This window comes from Microbacterium sp. VKM Ac-2923, from assembly GCF_022815605.1.
Classification (GTDB): Bacteria; Actinomycetota; Actinomycetes; order Actinomycetales; family Microbacteriaceae; genus Microbacterium.
In genome coordinates this window covers 132,343-153,880 of the sequence record NZ_JALGRP010000007.1, presented here as the reverse complement: position 1 = coordinate 153,880, position 21,538 = coordinate 132,343, and the positions used below count along the sequence as shown (strand labels likewise).

General features: G+C 67.2%; 16 protein-coding genes and 1 pseudogene. 8 read left to right on the top strand and 9 right to left on the bottom strand.

Going from position 1 to position 21,538, the window contains the following annotated elements:
- Positions 1-33: 33 nt before the first annotated feature.
- A complete protein-coding gene (locus tag MT347_RS12820) occupies positions 34-1,254 on the bottom strand; it encodes an exonuclease domain-containing protein (protein WP_243501574.1) in 1,221 nt (406 codons plus the stop codon).
- Positions 1,255-1,316: 62 nt separating this feature from the next.
- Entirely contained in the window at positions 1,317-7,841 is a 6,525-nt protein-coding gene (locus MT347_RS12815) for a DUF3320 domain-containing protein (RefSeq protein ID WP_243501573.1), read from the bottom strand.
- Positions 7,842-8,370: 529 nt separating this feature from the next.
- Here MT347_RS12815 and MT347_RS12810 point away from each other — a divergent pair.
- On the top strand, positions 8,371-9,432 hold the full coding sequence (locus MT347_RS12810) for a sigma factor-like helix-turn-helix DNA-binding protein (RefSeq protein WP_243501572.1): 1,062 nt from the start codon (positions 8,371-8,373) through the stop codon (positions 9,430-9,432).
- Positions 9,433-9,576: 144 nt separating this feature from the next.
- The gene (locus MT347_RS12805; protein ID WP_243501571.1) at positions 9,577-10,239 is read left to right on the top strand and encodes a hypothetical protein; all 663 of its coding nucleotides are present in this window, start codon (positions 9,577-9,579) and stop codon (positions 10,237-10,239) included.
- Between the two features lie 175 nt (positions 10,240-10,414).
- Here the strand turns inward: MT347_RS12805 and MT347_RS12800 are convergent.
- A pseudogene (locus tag MT347_RS12800) lies at positions 10,415-10,888 on the bottom strand (DnaB-like helicase C-terminal domain-containing protein); the annotation flags it as partial.
- Between the two features lie 68 nt (positions 10,889-10,956).
- On the opposite strand from MT347_RS12800, the gene MT347_RS12795 reads away from it, so the two are divergent.
- A complete protein-coding gene (locus MT347_RS12795) occupies positions 10,957-11,355 on the top strand; it encodes a (deoxy)nucleoside triphosphate pyrophosphohydrolase (protein WP_243501570.1) in 399 nt (132 codons plus the stop codon).
- Here MT347_RS12795 and MT347_RS12790 read toward each other — a convergent pair.
- From MT347_RS12790 to MT347_RS12780, 3 genes are all read right to left on the bottom strand, one after another.
- A complete protein-coding gene (locus tag MT347_RS12790) occupies positions 11,352-12,455 on the bottom strand; it encodes a hypothetical protein (protein WP_243501569.1) in 1,104 nt (367 codons plus the stop codon). The genes MT347_RS12795 and MT347_RS12790 overlap by 4 nt on opposite strands.
- A gap of 274 nt (positions 12,456-12,729) precedes the next feature.
- Entirely contained in the window at positions 12,730-13,299 is a 570-nt protein-coding gene (locus MT347_RS12785; RefSeq protein ID WP_243501568.1) for a dihydrofolate reductase family protein, read from the bottom strand.
- 206 nt (positions 13,300-13,505) lie between these two features.
- Complete coding sequence (locus MT347_RS12780; RefSeq protein WP_243501567.1) at positions 13,506-13,766, bottom strand: hypothetical protein; 261 nt, start codon at positions 13,764-13,766, stop codon at positions 13,506-13,508.
- Between the two features lie 196 nt (positions 13,767-13,962).
- Here MT347_RS12780 and MT347_RS12775 point away from each other — a divergent pair, with 196 nt between their 5' ends.
- The 3 genes from MT347_RS12775 to MT347_RS12765 all read left to right on the top strand — a co-directional run bounded on the left by MT347_RS12775 (position 13,963) and on the right by MT347_RS12765 (position 16,866).
- Positions 13,963-14,370, top strand: a complete 408-nt coding sequence (locus tag MT347_RS12775; RefSeq protein WP_243501566.1) for a MarR family winged helix-turn-helix transcriptional regulator — start codon at positions 13,963-13,965, stop codon at positions 14,368-14,370.
- Between the two features lie 93 nt (positions 14,371-14,463).
- Entirely contained in the window at positions 14,464-15,747 is a 1,284-nt protein-coding gene (locus MT347_RS12770) for an MFS transporter (RefSeq protein ID WP_243501565.1), read from the top strand.
- 132 nt (positions 15,748-15,879) lie between these two features.
- Positions 15,880-16,866 carry an aldo/keto reductase gene (locus MT347_RS12765; protein WP_243501564.1) on the top strand — a complete coding sequence of 329 codons (987 nt, stop codon included), beginning with the start codon at positions 15,880-15,882 and terminating at the stop codon, positions 16,864-16,866.
- 34 nt (positions 16,867-16,900) lie between these two features.
- Here MT347_RS12765 and MT347_RS12760 read toward each other — a convergent pair whose 3' ends face one another.
- Complete coding sequence (locus MT347_RS12760; protein ID WP_243501563.1) at positions 16,901-17,770, bottom strand: helix-turn-helix transcriptional regulator; 870 nt, start codon at positions 17,768-17,770, stop codon at positions 16,901-16,903.
- A gap of 205 nt (positions 17,771-17,975) precedes the next feature.
- Between MT347_RS12760 and MT347_RS12755 the strand changes: the two genes are divergently transcribed.
- Entirely contained in the window at positions 17,976-18,956 is a 981-nt protein-coding gene (locus tag MT347_RS12755) for an aldo/keto reductase (protein ID WP_243501562.1), read from the top strand.
- Between the two features lie 16 nt (positions 18,957-18,972).
- On the opposite strand, the gene MT347_RS18420 is transcribed toward MT347_RS12755, so the two are convergent.
- Positions 18,973-19,632 (bottom strand): 4'-phosphopantetheinyl transferase superfamily protein, encoded by a 660-nt coding sequence (locus MT347_RS18420; RefSeq protein ID WP_243501561.1) that lies wholly within the window; start codon positions 19,630-19,632, stop codon positions 18,973-18,975.
- Positions 19,633-19,817: 185 nt separating this feature from the next.
- Between MT347_RS18420 and MT347_RS12745 the strand changes: the two genes are divergently transcribed.
- Entirely contained in the window at positions 19,818-20,627 is an 810-nt protein-coding gene (locus MT347_RS12745; RefSeq protein ID WP_243501560.1) for a sugar phosphate isomerase/epimerase, read from the top strand.
- Between the two features lie 94 nt (positions 20,628-20,721).
- Here MT347_RS12745 and MT347_RS12740 read toward each other — a convergent pair whose 3' ends face one another.
- Positions 20,722-21,537, bottom strand: a complete 816-nt coding sequence (locus MT347_RS12740) for an alpha/beta fold hydrolase (RefSeq protein ID WP_243501559.1) — start codon at positions 21,535-21,537, stop codon at positions 20,722-20,724.
- Position 21,538 lies beyond the last annotated feature (1 nt).

The following is a 21,538-nucleotide window of genomic DNA, read 5'->3' as shown; positions in this document are numbered from 1 at the left end:
CCCGTCGCGTCGTTGCGAGGTGGTCGCTCACCGCTACTCGACAGCGACCAGCCCCATCAACCTCTCCAGCCCGTCCTCCGTGATGATTGGAATCCCCCACGCCCGCGCCTGCCTCGCCTTCCCCGACATCGAGTCGGGGTCGGCGGCCACGAGCACCTTCGCCTTCTTCACCATGCTGTCCTTCGGGATCAGACCTCGCTGGGCGAGTATCTGGAACCACGCCCCTCGATCTCGGCGCGTTTCGCCGGTGATGACGACGGTGTCGCCCGGTGACAGGCGGAAGCCGGTGGTGAGAGTCGGTGCCGCGGCATCCGGTTTCGAAGCGGCGCCGGCGATCGTCTTCGCGTCGATCTCGAGCAGGCCACCGATCTTCTGGATATCAGCCCACTCGTCAGCGGTGAGCTGGTCGTCCGCCCAGGCCGCCGAAACCAACCCGTCGAAGTAGGCGCGGTGGATGCGGCGAATTGCCGTGCTCGGAAGATTGAGCTCCGCGGCGAATCGAATGAGGTCGTCGGTCTCTGTCGCGGACATGTACCGGTCGAGGAGGACGCGATCGAGCAGAGCGAGGTAATCGAGATTCAATGCGCCGTCGTCGATGGCGGCATCGGTCGCGACGTTCACATGCAACCGCTCGAGAACCGACCGTGGCGCCGTGTCGGCGTCCGTACGCGCCAGCCAGGCTGTCGTATCGAACGGCTCACCCGGCCACTCCCCCGGGGTCGCGAGCCATCCGTCCCACCATGCGGGATCGTGACCCGCGCCGATGTAGGCGCGAAGGAGCGCCGCCGCAGCGAGAGCATCCGCCGAAGCGCGGTGAGCGTTCTGCATCGCATATCCGATCGCCGCGCTGCAGTCGGCGAGACTTCGATTGCCCGGCAGGAATGTGCCCGCGAGCTGCATCGTGCACATCCAGTACTCGTACTCGGGACACACCAGACCGGATTGCTCCATGGAGTGGCCCAGGAAGCGCGCGTCGAAACTCGCGTTGTGCGCGACAGGCACCCGGCCACGCAAGAGCGAGGCGATGGACGGTGCGAGAGCACCGAATTCCGGAGCTCGCGCGGCCGCAGCGGCACTGATGCCGTGGATACGCTGCGCTCCCATGTCGCGCATCGGATTGACGAGTGTTTCCCAAGCCCCCTCGACGACTCCTGTCGGTGACACATGCACGATCGCCACCTCGACGATGCGATCGTGCTTCTGCGGAAACAGACCCGTCGTTTCGAGATCGATGACTGCGAATCCTCGCCCCATATGGCGCCCCCCAAACTTGATCGAGGTCACTTTATCCGTCGTTTGGATTCGATCGTCGTAACTCAGAAACGCGCGAGATAGGCTCCCGACGGCGCGAGCTCCACCCGTCGGGTGGCCACCGCCACCGTCAGAGCTTCGGCAAGTCGCTCGGAGATCTGCGTTGTCATCCGCTTCCCACCGAACAGCCGCAGAGCTTCTCGTTTGATCTCGTCCTCGCGCACCCCACCGCCGAGCTGAGCGACAACGGCCATCGCGTTCGCGATCTCTTCCAAAGCGACAGATTCGAGCGGTCGACTCTCCCCTGGAGTGCTCGTGCGAACATCCCGCCATGTGGCAACGTCCACGTCCACCGGCCAGAGGAACTGCTCGTCGCCGGGGCGAGTGGAAGTAGCCGGGATCAATCGGAGGATCGCCGTCGCCCGGGCGCCTGACACGCGAGACAGTCCGAACGCTTCCGCGACCACTCTCGCCAAACGCGCTCGCGAGATCGGCCCCTCTGCGGCGATTGCCTCCACCACAACAGAGCGAACCCGCGCAGCGGCAGACGGGCTCGGAAGCGCATCGAGCACAGCGATTCCCCCAGACGACGTGATCGGCCAGGGCACGAAGGGGCGGACGTGCGGATGCGTCGAACCGACGACTTCCTCGTCCTCCTGCACCGGCGGCGTCCCTCCACGCAGAAGCTCTGCCGGCTCCTCTGCCGCGAGTGGATCGAGATCGTCAACTCGTTGCGCACCACTCTCGACCCTCGCGGCTGGAAGTGACGAGCCACCGGCCTTGGCGGTCTCCACCGCCGCGACGAGTCGGTCGGCCGTGGCATCCGGATCGTCGAGCCATTCCGGCAGCCACACCCTTTCGATCCCCGGCCAACGCATCAACCCGCCGAGCACATCAACGGGCAGTCCATCACGATCAGCCACCGTTCGGCGCGCGCGCCAGCCTTCTCCGTCGAGCAGGACGGCGACGAGCGGCTGGGCGGGGTCGGACGCGGATGCGAGCGTGAGATCGATACGGAAGTCCGAGAGCCCGACGTCCGTCTTCACGACGACTCCGCGCTCGCTCAGGACCGCGGCGATCTCGTCACGGTGGCGATCGATCACGGGCACACGGGACGTGGAATCATCCGTCGGTGCGACTCCGCGCGCGGCGAGTTCGAGATAGGACTTCAGATCTTTGAGTCCACGGGCCGAGGTCTGCTCGGCGCGAAGCTCAGCAGGATCGAAGCTCGCGTACAGCACGACCTGTCGTCGCGCGCGAGTGACGGCGACATTCAGCCGACGTTCTCCCCCTGCGCGGGACAGCGGCCCGAAGTTCAGCGGAAGCATTCCGCGGTCGTTCTTGCTGAAGGCGACCGAGAACAGAATCGTGTCGCGCTCGTCGCCCTGCACGCTTTCGAGGTTCTTCACGAACAATCCATCGCGCTCGTCGAGCGCGCGACCGATGCGTTCATCCGAAGCGTCGCGCAGCATGTTGTCGATGAGGTCGCGCTGCTGAACGTTGAACGTGATGATGCCGATCGACGGCGCGGCGTCGCCGGCAGCAGCGAACCGACGGATCACCTCGTCGACGATCGTCTGCGCTTCGACGCGGTTCGTCCGAAGGACTCCGCGCCCACCCGAACGCTCGAACCGACCGTCGACGCGCACAAGCGAAAGCCCGTAGTCGGGCTTCTTCGCGGCGAGCGTGTCGGGTGCAGACACCGTGGAGTCGCGTAGCGGTGCCGGAAAAGACGACAGGCGGCTCTCGTAATACTGGTGGTTGCTGAAGGCGATGAGCGCCTCATCCTGGCTGCGGTAGTGCCACGAGAGCCACTTGCTCGGAACTCGCGCTTGTGTGCACTCCGTGAGGATGGATTCTTCGTCCGCAACGAGGCCCGCATCTGCCTCAGCCTCGTCGACGTCGGCCGTCACCTCGGCGAAGGTCGACGGAGGCATCTGCTTGGAGTCCCCGACGACCACGACAGAACGCGCTCGTCCCATCGCTCCCACGGCATCCGCGACGCGAATCTGCGAAGCCTCGTCGAACACCACGACGTCGAACATCCCGGCGCGCGCGGGGAAGAACCGCGCGACTGATTCGGGGCTCATGAGCATACATGGCGTGATCTGGGTGATCAGATCGCCGTACTTGTCCATGAGCGTCCGCACGCTGTCCCCACCGCGCTGCCTCGAGAGCTGACGTTTGAGCGCGCCCATGTCGCCGCCATCGAACTTCGGGTCGAATCGCCGCTGAGACAGGATGTCAGCGGGCAGAGCCCGCGGAAGTTCACCGCGGATGGCTGCCGAACTCGCGGCGAACCTCTCGATCGTCCGGTTGTGCGCAGCGGGATCGAAGTCGCTGAGCGCGGTGGCGTCTTCGCGTTCACCGAGGGACGCCGCTGCGACCCCCTTGTCGAAGGCGAGCGCCGCGTCGTCGGCACGGACGCGCCCGGACAGAATCGCCTCCCGCGCCTCGTTCATCCCAAGGCGCCGAAGAAGTTCCACGTGCCGTAGCAGGTCGATCCAGCGGCCGAGCGTGACCGGGTCGGTCGTCGCCAGGTTGCGCGCCGTACGGGTGCGTTCCCAGGTCGATGCGATTCCTTCATCCCCGGCCCAGATGCCGAGCTGGTCACGTGACGCACCGCTGGTACCAGCAATGCCCGCCGCAGCTGCCACTGCCCGCCACGCTGCGGCGAGCGCCGCATATCGTTCGGCCGACGCCGTATCCGGGGCCGTGGTCTCGTAGACACGGCGCAAGTCCGAGCGCAGGTCTCCAGCAGCCGAGGAATCGGACGCGAGCGTCCTGGAGAGCCAACTCACCCACGTGAGGGCGGCTCCTACCTGCTCCGCCGCGCCAGGCATGTAGGGATTGACGTCAAGGGGCGCGACCACGACGGGCTGTCGCTGCAGCTCACCACGCAACTCATCGACCTGTGCGGCCGTCTCGGCCATGGCGCCGGTCAGTGTCGACAGACCGCGCAGGTCGATCGCTGTCTGCTCGACGCGCAGGTCGGTCGCGAATTGGGCCAGCACCGCACGCCGACGCTTCTTGCGCCCGAAGAACGAGGACGCATCCGCGGCCAGGGAGGCTGCGTGAATGTCGCGAACGTTCCGCGAGAGCACCCGCGGATCGACCTGGGTGAGCCATGCGGGCGGCTGCGCGGCCACCGCTGCAAGCCGCCGGACGAGGTCATCAACCGACTCGGGCTGGACACGGTCGAGCGCGTGGAGAGGATGACGCGGCGCGCGAGCGACACCCGCCCACGCTTCCATCTGCTGCGGCCCCTGCACGCGGGACAGCAGGTCACTTGGACCGACGGTTGCGAGCGCCTCTTCGAAACCACGGGCCGCGCTGTGCAGAGAGGCCGCGTCGATATCGGGATCGTCGACGAAGCCCCAAGGATGCGTCACTGCCGGGCGGGCGAGATCACTGACCGCGGGCAGCTCCCGCAGAGTCGCGCGCAGCTGGTCGATGTGATCGCCCGACGCGACCAGGGAAGCGGGCACATCCAGCGGCGGGACGTCTGCCGCCGATGCCAGCAACTGCGATCGAGCCGAGTACAGGGACAGACCTGCCGCGTTCGGTTCGTGTACCCGCTGCGCATAGCGCGACAGCGCGCCACGACTGGACTCCGCCGCCTCGCGCCGCGCTGACAACGCCGCTCGATCGGGCCGGGCGGTGGCGTCGAGCGCCGCGCGGAGCTGCTCGCGAACGGCATTCGGCCGCGCGCCCTTGTCATGCAGATCGAGTAAGAAGGAGCCGAGTCCGACGGCATCCAATCGGTCTTTCACGACCTCCAGCGCCGCGCGCTTCTCTGCCACGAAGAGCACGCGCTTTCCGGAGGCCAACGATCGCGCCAGCAGGTTCGTGATGGTCTGCGATTTGCCGGTGCCCGGGGGGCCTTCGAGCACGAACGTGCGGCCCTCGACGGCCTCGACCACGGCCTCGAGTTGCGAAGAGTCCGCTGAGACGGGAACCTGCGCCGAGAGCGCATCGAGGTCGACGTCGACCGGCGCCGGTACAGCGTCGATGTACGCCTCATTCGGCGAACTGATGAGGTGGGTGACGAGCGAGTTCGTCGCGAGCTCCTCCCAGTTGTCGTCGAGGTCTTTCCACAGCCGGAACTTCGCGAACTGCAGGATGCCGAGATGAACGGTGTCCTCCACGACGAAGGGCCGCTTGGCGTCGACCATCGCCTGGCGCACCGCATCGAACGCGGCGCCCAGGTCGATCCCCGCGGCATCCGTCGCCGGATTCGCGAGCCCGGGCACCTCGATACCGAAGCTCACCTTCAGCTTCTCGAGGAGGCAGTAGTTCGGCGTGGAAGCACCTGCCTCATCCAGGACGAGTCGGAAGGACTGGCCACGCGACACGCTTTCCAATGTCACCGGGACGAGAACGAGCGGCGATTGGAGCTGCCGGTCGTTGAACTCCCATCGCAGGGTGCCGAACGCGAGGTACAGGTTGTTCGCCCCGGTCTCTTCGGTGACGGTCTTTGCTTTCGCGGCCAGAGCGCGCAGCCTCGTTGTGTAGGCCGCTTGTGTGACGTCAGTCAGGTGCGCCTGCCTCTTGTCGGCCAGGAGCGCTTCTCGGTCGGCCGAATCGCGGTCGCGACCGAAGCGAATGCCACGCTCGCGCGCGATCTCGGGAACGTCGTCGGACGCGAGGAGAGTGACGCCTGCTCCTCCGTTGATCATGTCCTCGAGCCGACCGAGTGCCGCACCCGGCACCGCGAGTTGGTATCCGGCGCGACTCGTGAAGTTGATGAGGCGATTGCGGAGACTCAGGTCGAGCAGAGCATTCTTCCACTGCGCCACCCTCGGCGGAGCCAGTGCGCGGCCCTGCGAATCGCGCTGGTCGGCGACGAAAGGCGCCAGGACGCGGTCCAGCGGTCGATACTCGACGACGGTCACCTCACCGTCGGGGCCCACCGTGCGGCTGGGGAGCGGAAGAATCCCGTTCTCACGGGCTGCACGCACGTCAGTGATACCGAGGATCTCGTCGCGGCGCGCTTCGAGGTACGCCGCGGGCGTGGCGCGGGCGACATTGAACGGGGCGGATGCTGCACCGCCCGTCAGCTGCGTCGTCTCGAGCAACGAGATTCGGCCCAGCTTCGCGAGATTGACCGCTTCTTCGATGTCGGTGGTCGCTGGCACCCCGAGGCTGCCATCCTCACGCCAGTACCCGAGGAAGATGTGCCCGTCCACCGCCCACAGCGTCGAGTTGATCTCGACCTGCTCGAGCAACGCGGCGAGCGTCAGCGTCGTGTCGAGACACGTTCCAAGCCGTCCCTCGAGCACCTCTTGCGGCGTGCGAACTTTCTGACCTCGCAGGCCCCAACTCGCCGGAGGCTCCGCATAGCGTATGTCGAGTTCGCGCACGGCATCCCAGATGGCCGCGACCATTGCGTCCACCCTCGCCGGGTTGTCGCTCTGATAACCGTCGAGCTCTGTGCGGCCGCTCGACCGCCCCAGCACGTCCGAGGCACGCTGCAGGACGGGCGTCAATGCGGTCGCCTGCGGCTGAGCGAAGGATGCGAGGAGCTCGAGGCCGAGGTGCAGCTCCCGGGCGATCCACTGGTTCGCAGCAAGCACATTGACGGGATGCCGATGATCGGCGATCGCGGCGCCGTCCGGTCCGCGCAGAGTCAGAGTGATGGAGCCAGGCTGCTCCGTATCGACCTGGAGCATCGGAGCCGGATCGAGGGACAGCAGGTCGAGCCCAGCGAGTGTCTTGAGACCGGGCGCAAGGTCGAGAATCACGACTTTTGGTGCTCCCAGGGAGCCACTTGCCGTGGCGGCCTCGATCTCGAGCGATGCTCCGCGAAGCTCGGGCCCGGCGTACGCGACCCGAACCTCCTGCACAGGCACGATGCGCGCGTGCGCCATGGCGTAGCTGAGCTCGGTGACCGCGTCGAGGGAAAGACGAGCGCTCGGAGCCGGAGCGGGTGGGGTCGTCGACGCGTTCGTCTCGGGCTGTTCGCGCCGTTGACGGCGGGTGAGGGGCGATACCGCCGCCGCGTCCGACTCGGTGCATTGTGAGGTGGTGGCCGCCGGCGCGGTCGAGGAAGGAAGCGGGAGAGCAGATGGCACGGAAGGCCGCGCGACCGGTGGCGCGGGAAGCGGCGCGCTCGGCGGTGGTGGGAGCGGGCGGCTGGTGGCCCCGCCGCCCAGTGCCGACAGCACCGCCGGCTTGCGCGCCGCGATCCGCTGCGCTTCGTCAGTCGCGCCGACTTCGCGGAGGAGCAACTCAGCCGAATCGAGCGCCCGATACGTCTCGGCGAGACTGAATTCGACCTGGTGTGCATGCTTGTTGCGCACCTCGCGCATCTCACTCGCCCAGTTCGTCGCTTGCCGCGAAATACGCCCGTCGAAGGGGTAGCCGAGGTTGCCCAGCTTCTCGGTCATCACTCGCAACATCAGTCCGACATCATTCGCATGATGGTGTGAGGTGGGTCTGCCCGCGAGCTCGTCTTTGTGAGCGACGATCCGCACCCACGACGGCCCCTGGGGGAGACGCTCCGCGAACACCCGCTCGATGAACGGACGGAGGCCTTCTGCCAGGTCGTCGACGGACCCGCCGATGATCTGACGTGTATCGATAGTCATGACATTCCCCCCAGCGCGCGTTACGAATCGGCCGTGGTATCGGAGCCTAGAGGATCGTGTGCACCCGCTTTGCGAACCCAAGCTCCTCTGCCTTGCTCGCATCGACTAGCGGCTGGATGAGCGCCGGCGGTGCCGCTGCTTGCGCGAACTCCCGCCCTGAATTGGCGCAGCTCCCGGACTAAGGCGCGGACCTATGGCCGTCGGGCATCGACGGCTTCGGCAGGTGCATGGCCCATCGGTACCTCGGCATTGGCCGAGCTGACTCGAAGCACTGCAGTGACCGTACTGCCAGGCGCTGGCAGCGCTAGAAACCTCAGCGAGAACGAGCTCGTGCATTCCTCTGCCGTCTCGACGCGATTCGGACGCTTCGTACCTTCCCCGTTTCTCCGAATGTCGCACGTGCATTGGAAGATTGCACTTGCATTGACAGCCCGCGCATCTCCCCGCGCACATGAACGACGACAAGACTTAGCAGGACACACGTGACCTGCTCTCGACTCCGCAGCAAATTCTCGATGAAAGGACCCTGGTGACTGCGAAGACCATCAGCGAACGAGACGCACGCATCCTCGACTGCTACGCCGAGGGCGATACCCTCGCCGAGATCGGAGAGCGCGAAGGCATCACGCGCGAGCGCGCTCGCCAGATTGTGGCGAAACACGGTGGTGCCGCCGCCGAAGACGCTCGCGTAGCTCGAAAGCAGGCGAAGGATCTGGCCCGGGCAACGCAGCGTGAAGAGTTCCTCGACCAACATGGGACCGCCGCCAGCGCCCTCTCGCACCAGGGATTCACACGACCCGAGGTCATCGCGCGCCTGGCTCTGCTGTATCCGGCGATCAATCTCGAGCTCGCAGAGGAATCGCTGAGAGAGTCAACGATCGTCTTCGATCAGGCCAATCAGGCGGCAACTTTCTCGGATGCTGCGCTGCAAGCGGGCATCTGGTACCTCCTCGGATCCGAGCTACGCCTCAAGCCCGATCACGAATGGGCGGCGGTGAATCTGTCGCAAGAGCTGCTCGCCGAGCTCGAGCCGCTTCTGTCTGAGGCCTCGGTCACCCCCGACGAGCTTGCGACCATCCTCGGAGTGATCGGGGCGGCACAGAAGCGTGCGCTCGAAGACCCGGCGCTGACCATCACCGGCGGGCGCTACAACGAGCTACGCATCGAACTCCTTGATGCCATGGGCTTGCAGTCAGCGAAGGGCGCGAAGCCGTGGCCGCCGACGCGACAGACGATCTCCAAACGGTTCAGCGGGTGGAATGATGCGCTGACGTCCATGGGTCTTGCGACTGCGAGCCGTGGCCGCACCAAAGGCCTCATCGCGTTCACCGAAGACGACTACGCCGTCGCCGTCGCGGACTTCGTCGACGACGCGAACGAGTCGGGCGTCGGCCATACCTTCGACGCGTACGACCGGTGGGTGCTACTGCGCCGCGACCTGGGCGAACGGCGTCCAGCGGGTGCGTCGATCCGCAATTTCTTCGGGTCGTGGTTGGGCGCTTTGCGGGACGGGACCCGCATCGCCGCCGGCCTCGACCGTGACGCAGTTCGGGAAGCGCAGACCAATGCTCTCGATTCCGAGACCGACTGAGGTCGCCGCGTGCTGATCACGAGAGTCGATATGCCGAGTGGGTGGTCGCCGGCGAGCGAACGCGAGGTCGCTGGACAGTGGGAATGGTGCTGGGCAGTGCCGCTTCCGTACCGAGTTCTGGCAGCTCCGGAATCGGGGATGCCTATGCCAACCGAGCCATCCGCTCCAGGCGACTTCATCCACTATCTCGGCTACTGGGCGAGCCTGCAGTCGTTCCTGGCTTTCTCGTTCGGATGGTCCCGGCACGACCGCGGGCTCACTTGGCTGCTGACGCAACCGGAGCTGCCGGATGACCCCCGCTTCGCGGTGCTTGATACCGTCTGGGGGCGTAACGGCGACCTCGAGCGCTACTTGGAGTGGTGTTTGCACGTCGGGGCACAGAACTCTGCGATTAGATTCCTTGGCTGCGACGCCGACCTAAGTCCGCTCATCGTCGAGGGTGCACTGAGCATCAAACTAGCCGGCATTCGCCGAGAGATGCAGCAAACAGCGTTGCCGCTCACCCCACACGGCAAGCACCTCGAGCGGGGCGACCACGTCAAAGGCCCCGCCGAGCGGAAGGCAGGGGACGCGGGGTGCCTGAGAACGATCAACGGTTCTCCGCCACGCGCGGTCTACGTGCGCCAACATTTCGGCGGTTGGTACACGGGACTTGCTGAGGCCGCAGCGGCGCTCCCGCCATCGTCGAGGTCGTGGCGAGTGGACGTGTTCGTGCGGAGCGTTGGCTTCCTCGGCACCTACCGCAAGTCGCGCACAACGGGCTTGTGGTTCTCCGGGCGCCACAGGTATCACTCCGTCGGTAACTGATCGGCCGTCGTATCCGAGCTACGTGGCGCTACCTCGCTGGCCGATGCGGTCTCGTTCGCCATCACTGCCTAGTAGGCCCAGTTCCCTCCCAAACCGTGCGCACGTCACCGTCGAGGAGCACGAGTAACTCCGTCGCGAACGGCTACAGTCCCAGCCGGAGCTTTCGGCGGGGAAGTCACATCCCCGGCGCCATGTCCGCGAACCGCGAATAGTGCCCCTGGAACGCCACCAAGATAGTGTCCGTCGGCCCGTTACGGTGCTACGCGACGATCAGATCGGCCTCGCCCGCGCTGTCTTTCTCATGCGCGGCCTCGCGGTGCAGCAGCACCACCATGTCGGCATCCTGCTCGATCGAGCCCGACTCACGCAGGTCGGAAAGGGCCGGCTTCTTGTCGGCGCGCTGCTCGGCGCCACGGTTCAGCTGCGAGAGGGCGATGACGGAAACCTGCAGCTCCATCGCCATCAGCTTCAGCGCGCGCGAGAACTCACTGACCTCCTGCTGACGCGACTCGACGCGCTTACCGCTTGTGAGCAGCTGGAGGTAGTCGATGACGACCATCTTCAGACCCTCGCGCTGCTTCAGGCGTCGGCACTTGGCGCGGATCTCGACCAGCGTCATGTTGGGGCTGTCGTCGATGAAGAGGGGCGCACGCTAGTCAGCCGCGGAGGCTCGAGGCGGACAGCACGTGGCGCTGCAGCTGCGACTACGGTCTTGCCATGGTCAATATGCTCAAAGTTGTGGCAGCCGTCATTCAGGATGAAGACCAGTTCCTCGTATGCCGCCGCCGCCCGGAAAAAGCCGCGGGCGGACGCTGGGAATTCCCCGGAGGCAAGGTCGAGGACGGAGAGAGCGCAGCCGACGCCCTACGCCGCGAGATTCAAGAAGAACTGGCCGTCGGCATTCGCGTTCTGGGGGAACTGACGACCGACGACACGCTTGTCGGCGGTCTTGTCATTCGGTTGACCTGCCTTCGCGCTGAACTAGAAGGCCCCCGGCCCACCCGGAGCACCGATCATGACCGCCTGGCGTGGGTAGCTGCCCAAGTTCTTGAGCAGCTGCATTGGGCGGAGCCAGACTTGCCCGCCGTGAAGACACTGATCGCGAGCGGAACCTAAGGCTTAGATACCTCGAAGCCGTCCTCGATTCTCCATATCAAAGTGATACCGACGGTATGCATCAACTCGCGGAGGTCGTCCTCCGGGAGCCCCGGGAGAAGAATGACGGGAGTGGCATCCAGCCCCGCCTTTCGAGCCACGTGCGCGTAGTCCAGAACCTGTCCGATCGCCGTCCGCACGTGTCCTCGCGCGATCGATTTCTTCGCCTCGACGATCCAGTTGCGTTCTGGGACGAACATGTCTGGCTCGATGAGCGCACTCCCTGCCCGGAGCGGAAGCCGTCGCGGTGAGAGCCCCTGCGTTCTCAGCCACTCGCCGAATGCGGCCTGCAGTTCGAACTCGATCCGCGAAACGAGGCGGTCGCCGGGAGCAGTATCCGCCGCAGCAACGACCACATCGTCATACTCAGGGGGTGTCCACGACCGCGGTGCAGCCGAGTAGTCGATCAGAGCCTCCGGTCCCAAACCACCCCCGTACGCAGGTAAGAGCTCCACACGCGCAACTGTCGGGAGGAGATTGAAGATGATTCCTGCGCGGGGGTTTCCGGACGCGTCGGGAATCGTTTCGATCTCATAAGTGGGCGTTCCTGTTGTGAACGCACCCACGTACGTGGCGGACGTTCCATGCGTTCTGAAGAGCCGGATGGTCTTCCCATCTTTGGCGCAGTCACGCAGCGCACGGTTTCCCCGCACGAATTCCTGTGGTCCGTACTGCCCCTCGCCGGTGTAGGAGTAGGAGCCGTCCTCCCGTAACCCCTCAAACTTGTCGTATCCGTATCTGGCTCCGGACTCCGGGTCCGTGAAGATAAAGATGTCGTTCTGACCCCGCGGTGTGGAGATCCCACCTTGCTGCTGACCGCCGTAAGCATCGTGCATTGATCGCCTACGGACGGTGTCGCCCGGCTCAAGCAACCAGTCACCCCGCCTTGCCCGGCGATCATCGCGGAAACGTTCTCGGATCCCCTCCGCCTGCTCTTCCGACAGGAGCCAGCGTGTCGAACCTTCCGCGAGAGTCCCGTACACCGAACGCAGATGGTCCCGGATTCTTTTCTGCGGCACTTGAAGCTCGATGGAAAGTTGGGCCGGGGTGATCGTAGCCATTCATGAAAGCTATCGGCCGGCGAGCTGGACCCTGCAAAGCGGGCATTCATTCGCCGAAATTCACGCCGTGGAGATGGCTAACAGCGCCAACCCCGCCGAGCCCCAGCCCGCCCCATTCCTCCTCGCCGACACGGCGTTCCGCAGAGTCGTCGATCAGCCTCGATCCGTCGGTGAATGGCGGCGGTGCTGCGTGTCCCGCCGGCCGTCGAGCCGCCGACCGACGACGAGACCCAGCTGATGTGCGCGCTGGGGTTCTGAAAGTCCTGACCGACCGTCAGGCCGAGGCCACCGGGCGATAGCGCTGCGCCGTCGCTCCCGACGCGAGCTCGCGCCGCTCCACGAGCTGAGACACCATCTGCTCCCGCACACCCTCCAGCAACCGCGGCCCGCGGCCCGCGACCACCGGATGCACGACGAACGTGAACTCGTCGATCAGCCCGAGGTTCGCCAGCGCCGTCGGCAGCCGCACCCCGCCGACCGAGATCCCCCGCCCCGACTGCGCCTTCAACGCCACGACAGCCGCCCCCAGCTCCCCACGAACAAGCGACGCGTTCCAGTCCACGGCCTCCAGTTCCGTCGACACCACGTGCTTCCGCATCGGGTCCATGACCTCGGAGAAGGCGACCTCACTGGGATCCATCCAGTCGGGCCACTCCCCCGACTCCGGGCGCCGCCAGGCCGACTCCATCAGCTGATACGTGACGCGGCCGTAGAGCAGCGAGTCGGAGCGACGCAGTTCGTCGGTCCAGAACGCCATGGACTCGGCATCCGTAGGCAGGCCCGCCTCGTGGTGGACGCACCCGTCGAGGGTGACGTTGATGCCGTAGCGAAGCGGTTGGGTCACGGCGGTCTCCCTCGACGCGAGCGGTGGTGGCGTCAGGCTAGCGCGACCGTGGGAGCGCCGACAGGGCACGGGCGGTCGCGCCCGTTCTCACCCTTAACGCCGCCCCGCGACATGGCCGCGACACGGTGACTAGGCCTCTCCCGAAGGCCCCTACTCCGACGACTCGGACGACCTGGCATCCAATCCCTGGTGCGAGAAACCCCGCTTCAGTACGACATGATCGGCGGCTGGTGAATCCGCACCCGCTTTCCGTTGACGATCATGACGACCCACGTGCATCCAGACCCCGTGGCTTCGAGCACCGTCTCGACGTCCATCCTGAATCCACCGTCGAACGCAGCGTCTTTATCGCTCATCTGCTCGAGCGCTTCCTCCATCACCGCCGCAACGATGCTGCGCCCGAAGGATTCATAGTTGTGTGCGCCCAGGTGCTCCTCGACGTACTGCCTGTTCAGCGTGTCGGCCATCGTCCCCACTCCCTTGTGTGACAGGAAGGACGCGGCGTGGTCTCTGATCGCACGCACCTCACGCGCTCCGAGAAGAGCATCCACCCGGCTGACGTCGCGGTCAATATGCCTCACTCGCTGACACCCGCGACGCATTTCTGAGGGGAGAAATGGAGAGAACCCCGAACCGTCCCAATGCGTGTATATGCTCGCTTCCATGGAAACGGACTGCTACTGCACCAGCCTCCGCGTGGCTGCCCGGCGTGCGTCGGCGATCTACGATCGCGCGCTGGAGCCGGTGGGGATCAACGCCGCGCAGTGGAGCCTGCTGCGCCGCGTGCCGCAGCCCGGTGCGGAGCCGATCACGATCCAAGACCTCGCCGACCGGACGGAGCTCGAACGCTCGACGGTCGCGCGCAACATCCGCGTGCTCGAGAAGCGGGGGCTCGTCGAGATGACGACCTCGCCGACGGATCGCCGGGCGTCAGCCATCGTCCTGACTCCGGATGCCGTCGCGGTGACGGCCGCGGCCCAGCCGCTCTGGCAGAGCGCGCAGCGTGAGATCGAACAGGCCCTCACCGTCGAGTCCGCCGCCGAGTTGCGGCGCCTCGCCCTCTCCGTGTGACGCCGTGTACGTGGCATCCGGAATCGAGAGGACCGTGACCCGTCCAACGGAAGTCCCACACGCAGCCTTCAGAACCGGCATCCGGGAGCGGAAATGACACGCATCGACCCCTCTCGCGACGACACCCGCGCCCGCATCCACCCCGCGTGGGCCGTCGCGGCCGTCGCCTTCGTGGCGCTGCTCGCCGCGGCCGGGTTCCGCGCCGCGCCCGGTGCTCTGATGGTTCCCCTCAACGAGGAGTTCGGTTGGTCGACGAGCGTGATGTCGCTCGCCGTCAGCGTCAACCTGCTGCTTTACGGTCTGACCGCGCCGTTCGCCGCCGCTCTCATGGATCGCTTCGGCATCCGCCAGGTCGTCGCGACCGCCCTCACGCTCGTCGCCCTCGGCGCCGGGGGCAGCGTGGTGATGACCGCATCGTGGCAGCTGCTGGTCTTCTGGGGAGTCCTGATCGGCCTCGGCACCGGGTCGATGGCGCTCGTGTTCGCCGCCACCATCGCCAACCGGTGGTTCGTGCGCCGCCGCGGTCTCGTGATGGGCATCCTCACCGCCGGCTCCGCGACCGGACAGCTGATCTTCCTCCCACCCGTCGCCGTCCTCGCCGAAGACACCGGCTGGCGGGCGGCGTCCCTCGTCATCGCCGCCGCCGCTCTGCTGGCGGTTCCCCTCGTCTGGTTCGTCCTGAGAAGCCATCCGAGCGACCGCGGCGTGCTCCCGTACGGCGCGGATGCCCCTACCTACAGCGCACCGCCGGCCGTCACGGGCGGCGCCGTGAAACGCGCTCTCGAGGGGTTGGCCTACGCGTCGAAACGACGGTCGTTCTGGGCCCTGGCCATCGCGTTCGCCATCTGCGGAGCCACGACGAACGGGCTCATCGGCATCCACTTCATCCCCTCCGCCCACGACCACGGCATGGCCACCACGACGGCGGCCGGCCTGCTCGCGGTCGTCGGGGTGTTCGACATCGTCGGCACGATCGCGTCCGGCTGGCTCACCGACAAGTTCGACCCTCGCAAGCTCCTCGTCTTCTATTACGTCTTCCGCGGGGTCGGACTGCTCCTGCTGCCCTGGCTGCTCGCCGAGACGATCCACCCGAGCATCGTGCTGTTCGTCGTCATCTACGGACTCGACTGGGTCGCCACCGTCCCGCCCACCGCCGCCCTCTGCCGCGAACTCTTCGGCGAGCGCGGCACCATCGTGTTCGGGTGGGTCTTCGCCGCCCACCAGATCGGCGCCGCCATCGCCGCCCTCGCGGCCGGCGTCATCCGCGACATCTTCGGCGAGTACACCTACGCGTGGTGGGGAGGCGCGGCGCTCTGCGTCATCGCTGCGGTGCTGTCGATCGCGGTGAAGAGGGCGAAGACCCCGACCGCGGTGTGACCGTCGGAATCACGATCGAGGGATGCCACACGGGCACGCTCATTGCCAGGGACTCCCGATGCGAGCGATAGGCGCCGACACTCGAGACGTACGCACACCCGACGCAGGCACAGCACGGAGAAAGGACTGAGAATGCGCACTCGCACACTGGGGCAGGGACTACAGGTCTCGGCGGTCGGACTCGGCTGCATGGGCATGTCGCAGAGCTACGGACCCAACCCCGGAAGTCGCGACGAGATGATCGGCGTGCTCCGCGCTGCCGTCGACCGGGGAGTCACGTTCTTCGACACCGCGGAGGTCTACGGCCCCTACGTCAACGAGGAGCTCGTCGGCGAGGCGCTCGAGCCCGTCCGCGAGCACGTCACGATCGCGACGAAGTTCGGGTGGGACATTCAGGATGCCAAGAGCGTCGGGCTCAACAGCCGGCCGGAGCAGATCCGCGCCGTCGCGGACGCCTCGCTGAGACGACTGCGCACGGACGTGATCGACCTGTTCTACCAGCACCGAGTCGACCCCGACGTTCCCATCGAAGACGTCGCCGGCACCGTCGGGGAGTTGGTCGCCGAGGGGGAAGTGCGGCACTTCGGGCTGTCGGAAGCGTCCGCCGCGACGATCCGGCGAGCGCACGCGGTGTTCCCCGTGACCGCGCTGCAGAGCGAGTATTCGCTCTGGACCCGCGACCCGGAGGCCGAGGTGCTGCCGACGCTGGCTGAACTCGGTATCGGGTTCGTGCCGTTCAGCCCGCTCGGCAAAGGGTTCCTCACGGGCACCGTCGACCAGACCACGTCATTTGCGGATGGCGATGTGCGATCGACCATCCCCCGCTTCACGGAAGAGAACCGCGAAGCCAACCACGCCCTCGTGACGCGCATCGCCACGGTCGCCGAAACGCGAGGAGCCACCCCCGGGCAAGTCGCACTGGCCTGGCTGCTGGCTCAGCATCCGTGGATCGTCCCGATCCCCGGTACGCGACGCGTCGCCCGCATCCAAGAGAACGCGGGTTCGACGGAGGTCGCGCTGTCGGCGGATGACCTCGCCGACCTCGACACCCTCGCCCAGAGCGTGGGCGTGCACGGCGATCGCTACAACGCGGTGCACATGGGGTACGTGGGGCGCTGACGGGCGCCGACCGACGAGCCGGCGCCGACACCGCTCAGTGCGGGAGGGGCGCGCGGGTTTCGGCCCAGTTGGCCAAGAGCTGCAGGCGCTCGTGCGTCGCTGACCCGGGTTCGGCGGAGAAGACGATCATCTGCAGACCGCGATCGGATGCCAGGTCCATGGCGTGGAAGGTGAGGTCGAGGTCGCCGACCACGGGGTGGTGCAGGAGTTTGAGGCCTGCGCGGTGCTCCCGGACGTCGTGGGCTCCCCACAGCTTTCGGAACAGGTCGCTGCGGGTGGAGAGTTCGCCGACCAGGTCGCTGAGCTGCCGATCGTGGGGCGAGCGACCGGCCTCAGCGCGGAGGACCGCGACGATCTGGCGGGTCTGCGACTCCCATTCCCGGTAGAACGACGGTGCCCGGGGATCGAGGAACAGGAATCGAGCGGCGTTCGCCGGCGGTCGGGCATCGTCGAAGAGCACGGAGTACAGGGCACGCCCGAGCTTGTTGGCGGCCACGGCGTCGAGGCGGCCGTTCTGCACGTAGACGGGCACGGTCGACATAGCATCGATCGTCTGCCGCAAGCCCTCGGTGATCTGCGACCTCCGCGCCGTACTCCGGCGGGGCTGCGGATGGGCATTGACGTTCGCGGCACGGATCAGGTCGAGCAGGTGCGCGTGCTCCGCATCGTCGAGCTGCAGCGCGCGACTGACCCCGTCGATGACTGCCTCGGACACCCCCGTCGCGTTCCCGCGCTCGAGACGCTTGTAGTACTCCGCGCTCATCCCGGCCACCAGCGCGACCTCTTCGCGCCGGAGTCCGGGTACCCGCCGGCGGCCACCGAAATCGGGCAATCCCACCTCGGCCGGGGTCAGCTTCGCGCGCCTCGTGGTGAGGAACTCGGTGATCGCGTCGGTGGCATCCATGTGATCGAAAGTACGCCGCCTGCGGGGTCTGAGAGGGTCCCTGCCGGTGCACCCATAACCGGGGCCACGCTCACGCGCGTGGATGCGCGTTGACTCTTCGTGGGCCGAGAAACGGGACAGCTGGAGCCGCTCACTCGGTTTCGAGGCGATGCACGCCTCACCGGCCCGGCCCGGCCCACCTCACGAACACGAACAGGACACGACCATGAAGAACGCTCACCTCGGAAATCTCGCCGTCTCCCGCATCGGCCTCGGCGCGATGACCATGGCCGGCACCTACACGACCGGCGGCGGCCTCGACAACGACGAGTCGGTCCGCACGATCCACCGTGCGCTCGATCTCGGCGTCACCCACGTCGACACCGCGGAGATCTACGGCCCCTCCCTCAGCGAGGAGATCGTCGGTCAGGCAATCGCCGATCGCCGCGACCAGGTGAAGATCGCGACCAAGTTCGGCCTCGTCTCCCACTCGGGCGGTGGCCCCGGCACGATCGACAGCAGCCCCGCGAACATCAAGGCGGCGGTGGAGGGGTCACTGCGGCGCCTCGGCACCGACCACATCGACCTGTACTACCAGCACCGCGTCGACCCGAACACGCCCATCGAGGAGACCGCTGGCGCCGTCGCCGATCTGATCGCCGAGGGAAAGGTCTTGCACTTCGGTCTTTCTGAAGCGTCCGCCCAGACTATCCGCCGCGCACACGCCGTGCAGCCGGTGACCGCTCTGCAGACGGAGTACTCGCTGTGGACCCGCGACGTAGAAGCGGAGATCCTGCCGGTCCTGCGTGAGCTCGGCATCGGCTTCGTTCCCTACTCGCCGCTCGGGCACGGCCTGCTCACCGGGCAGATCCGCTCGGCGGCGGACATCCCCGACGACGACTGGCGCAAGACCAACCCCCGCTTCGTCGGCGAGAACTTCGCACGCAACCTTCGTCTGGTCGACGAGGTGCGCGCGATTGGCGAGGAGATCGGAGCCACCCCGGCCCAGACCGCGCTCGCCTGGATCCTCACCCGCGGAGAGGACATCGCCCCGATCCCCGGCACCCGCCGGGTGGAGCGGATGGAAGAGAACACCGCCGCGGATCAGGTCGAACTCACCGAAGACCAGATCACTCGTCTGACGAGCCTGGAGCCGGCCGCGGGCGAGCGCCACGACGAGGCGAACATGGTGTCGATCGACAGGTGAGTTTGCGCGGTCGAGGTCAGCCGGCCACCCACGCGGCGGTGAGGATGTGCTCGCCGTCGATCGCCCAGCGGCCGGCGATGTGCCCGAGTTCGCGTGCGCCCACGACGGGGCCGGGCACGAGGAGGTCGCCGCGGAAAGTGCCGTCACGCTCGATCGTCAGGTCGCACTCGGTGAAATCGAGCCAACGTCCCGCGAGCGGAAACCAGGTCTTGTAGATGCTCTCTTTCGCGCTGAACAGCACGCGATCCCAGGCGATGTTCGGCACGGCGACCTGAAGCGCCGCCAGGCGCGGCAGTTCGGCCGCAACGGCGACGATGTCGAGCGTGTTCTCGGGCAGCGGCTCGTGCGTCTCGGCGTCGATGCCGAGCGAGCGCATGTCGCCCGCTCGGGCGACCGCGGCGGCGCGCAGCCCCGCGCAGTGCGTGATGCTGCCCACGATCCCCTCGGGCCACACCGGCTCACGGTGCGGCCCGGGGACGATCGGCACGGCCGCGACACCGAGCCGTGCCAGCGCCCGATGCGCGCACGCACGGCCGGTCGTGAACTCGGCGACGCGCGACGCAACGGCGCCGGCGACGGCGGCGTACTCGGCGGGGAAGAGAGCGTCGACGGCCGCCTCGACCCTCGTCTCCTCGACGATCACCCCGGCGGGGAGAAGCGCGGCGAAGCCGGTCACCGTGCACCCCCGCCGTCACCGAGGACGCGTGCGAGGCCGGGGCCGCGGCATCCGCTCTGTCTCGTCGGCATTCGTGCTTCCTCCGGCATCCGGGTCCCGTTCTTCCCGTGAAAGTAAGGACAGGCTATGCTAATTCTTATATCGACCAGGGCGACGGACGGACAGGGCAGGCTATGAAGACGAGCATGGCGACCGTATCTCTGGGCGGCAGCCTGGAGGAGAAGATCGCCGCCATCTCGGCCGCCGGCTTCGACGGGATCGAGCTGCTCGATGCCGACCTCACCGGCTCGGGCATGACGCCCGAGGAGTGCGCGCTGCGCTGCGCCGACGCCGGGTTGAGCATCGATCTGTACCAGCCGTTCCGCCGCGCCGAGGGGGTCGCGCCCGAAGAGTTCGCCACGGTGCGGCAGCGGTTGCGCAGCGAGCTGTCGACCATGCAGCGCCTGGGAACCGAGGCGATCCTCGTGGTTTCGAACACCGACGCCGACGCGATCGACGACCGCGACCTCTCGATCGCGCAGGTGAGCGCCCTCGCCGACGACGCCGCCGCCCACGGCATGGCCGTGATGTTCGAAGCCCTGTGCTGGGGCACGCACATCGCCTCGGTCGCCGATGCGTGGGAGGTCGTTCGTGCGGTGTCGCGCGACAACGTCTCGCTCGTCATCGACACCTTCCACCTGCTGGCCGGAGGGGAAGATGCGGCGGCTCTCGCCGGCATCCCGTCATCGAAGGTCGGCTTCCTCCAGCTCGCCGACGCCCCGCTGCTGTCGCTGGAGCTCATCCAGTGGAGCCGCAACCACCGCTGCTTCCCCGGGGAGGGAGAGTTCGACCTCGACTCCCCCGTCGGCGCCGTGCTGGCCTCGGGGTACGACGGCCCGGTGTCGCTGGAGATCTTCAACCCCTCGTACCGCGCGTTGCCCGTGGGCGAGGTCGCCCAGCGCGGCGCCGACGCGCTGCGCGCGCTGCTCGACGGGGTCACCGCGCCCGTCGGCTGAGCACCCGGCGCGGGCGAACACCCTCCGAAGACGGAGCCCGGTAGCGCGCGACCCTCCGACGTTCGTGGGCCGGCACGCCCGGGCACGCGGCGGGTCACTCCGCGAAGAAGTCGAGGACCAGGCGATTGACCTCGTCGGGCCGCTCGAGATAGCCGTAGTGGCCGGCGTCGGGCACCTCGGCGTACCGCGCGCCGGGCACGAGCGCGGCGACCTCGCGGGCCAGGTGCGGAGGCGTCATGCGGTCATCGGCGAAACCGATCGCCAGCAGAGGGGCTCGGATGCCGCGATAGGCGTCGGAGCGGTCGCCGAGGCGTTCGCTCGCACCGAGCTGGCCGCGCTCGCCTGACGAGATGGGCGCGGCGGAGTACTCCAGGATGTCGCGCCAGTCACGGACGCGCTCCGTATCGCGCAACGTCGCGGGCGACAGGTTGAGCTGCGCACTTATCGCCGCCTGGTAGGCGGCGGGCAGCACGATCTCGTCGTCGAACAGCTGCCGCTCGCCGGCGGTGAGCAGCAGTCCGGCGTCGTCGACGCGGGCGTGCGCGCCCATCGCGACGACCCGCCGCACCGATCCCGGGTGGGCGAGGGCGAGCTCTTGCACCACTCGCGCCCCGAGCGACGTACCCACCACGTGCGCGGGACCGCCGAGGTGCGCGATGAGGCCGGCCAGGTCACCGACGAGATCGGCGACCTCGATCGGAGGGCAGAAGCGATCGGTCTGGCCGGGGACCGGGCTGATGCCCCGATTGTCGACGGTGACCACGCGGTAGCCGGCATCGACCAGCGCGGGCACCTGATGCGCGCGCCAGACGCTTCCCGGCGCGCCCGTGCCCATCACGAGCACGACGAGCGGTCCGGCACCGTGCACCTCGTAGGCGAGGTCGATGCCGTTCACGGCGAGCGTCGGCATC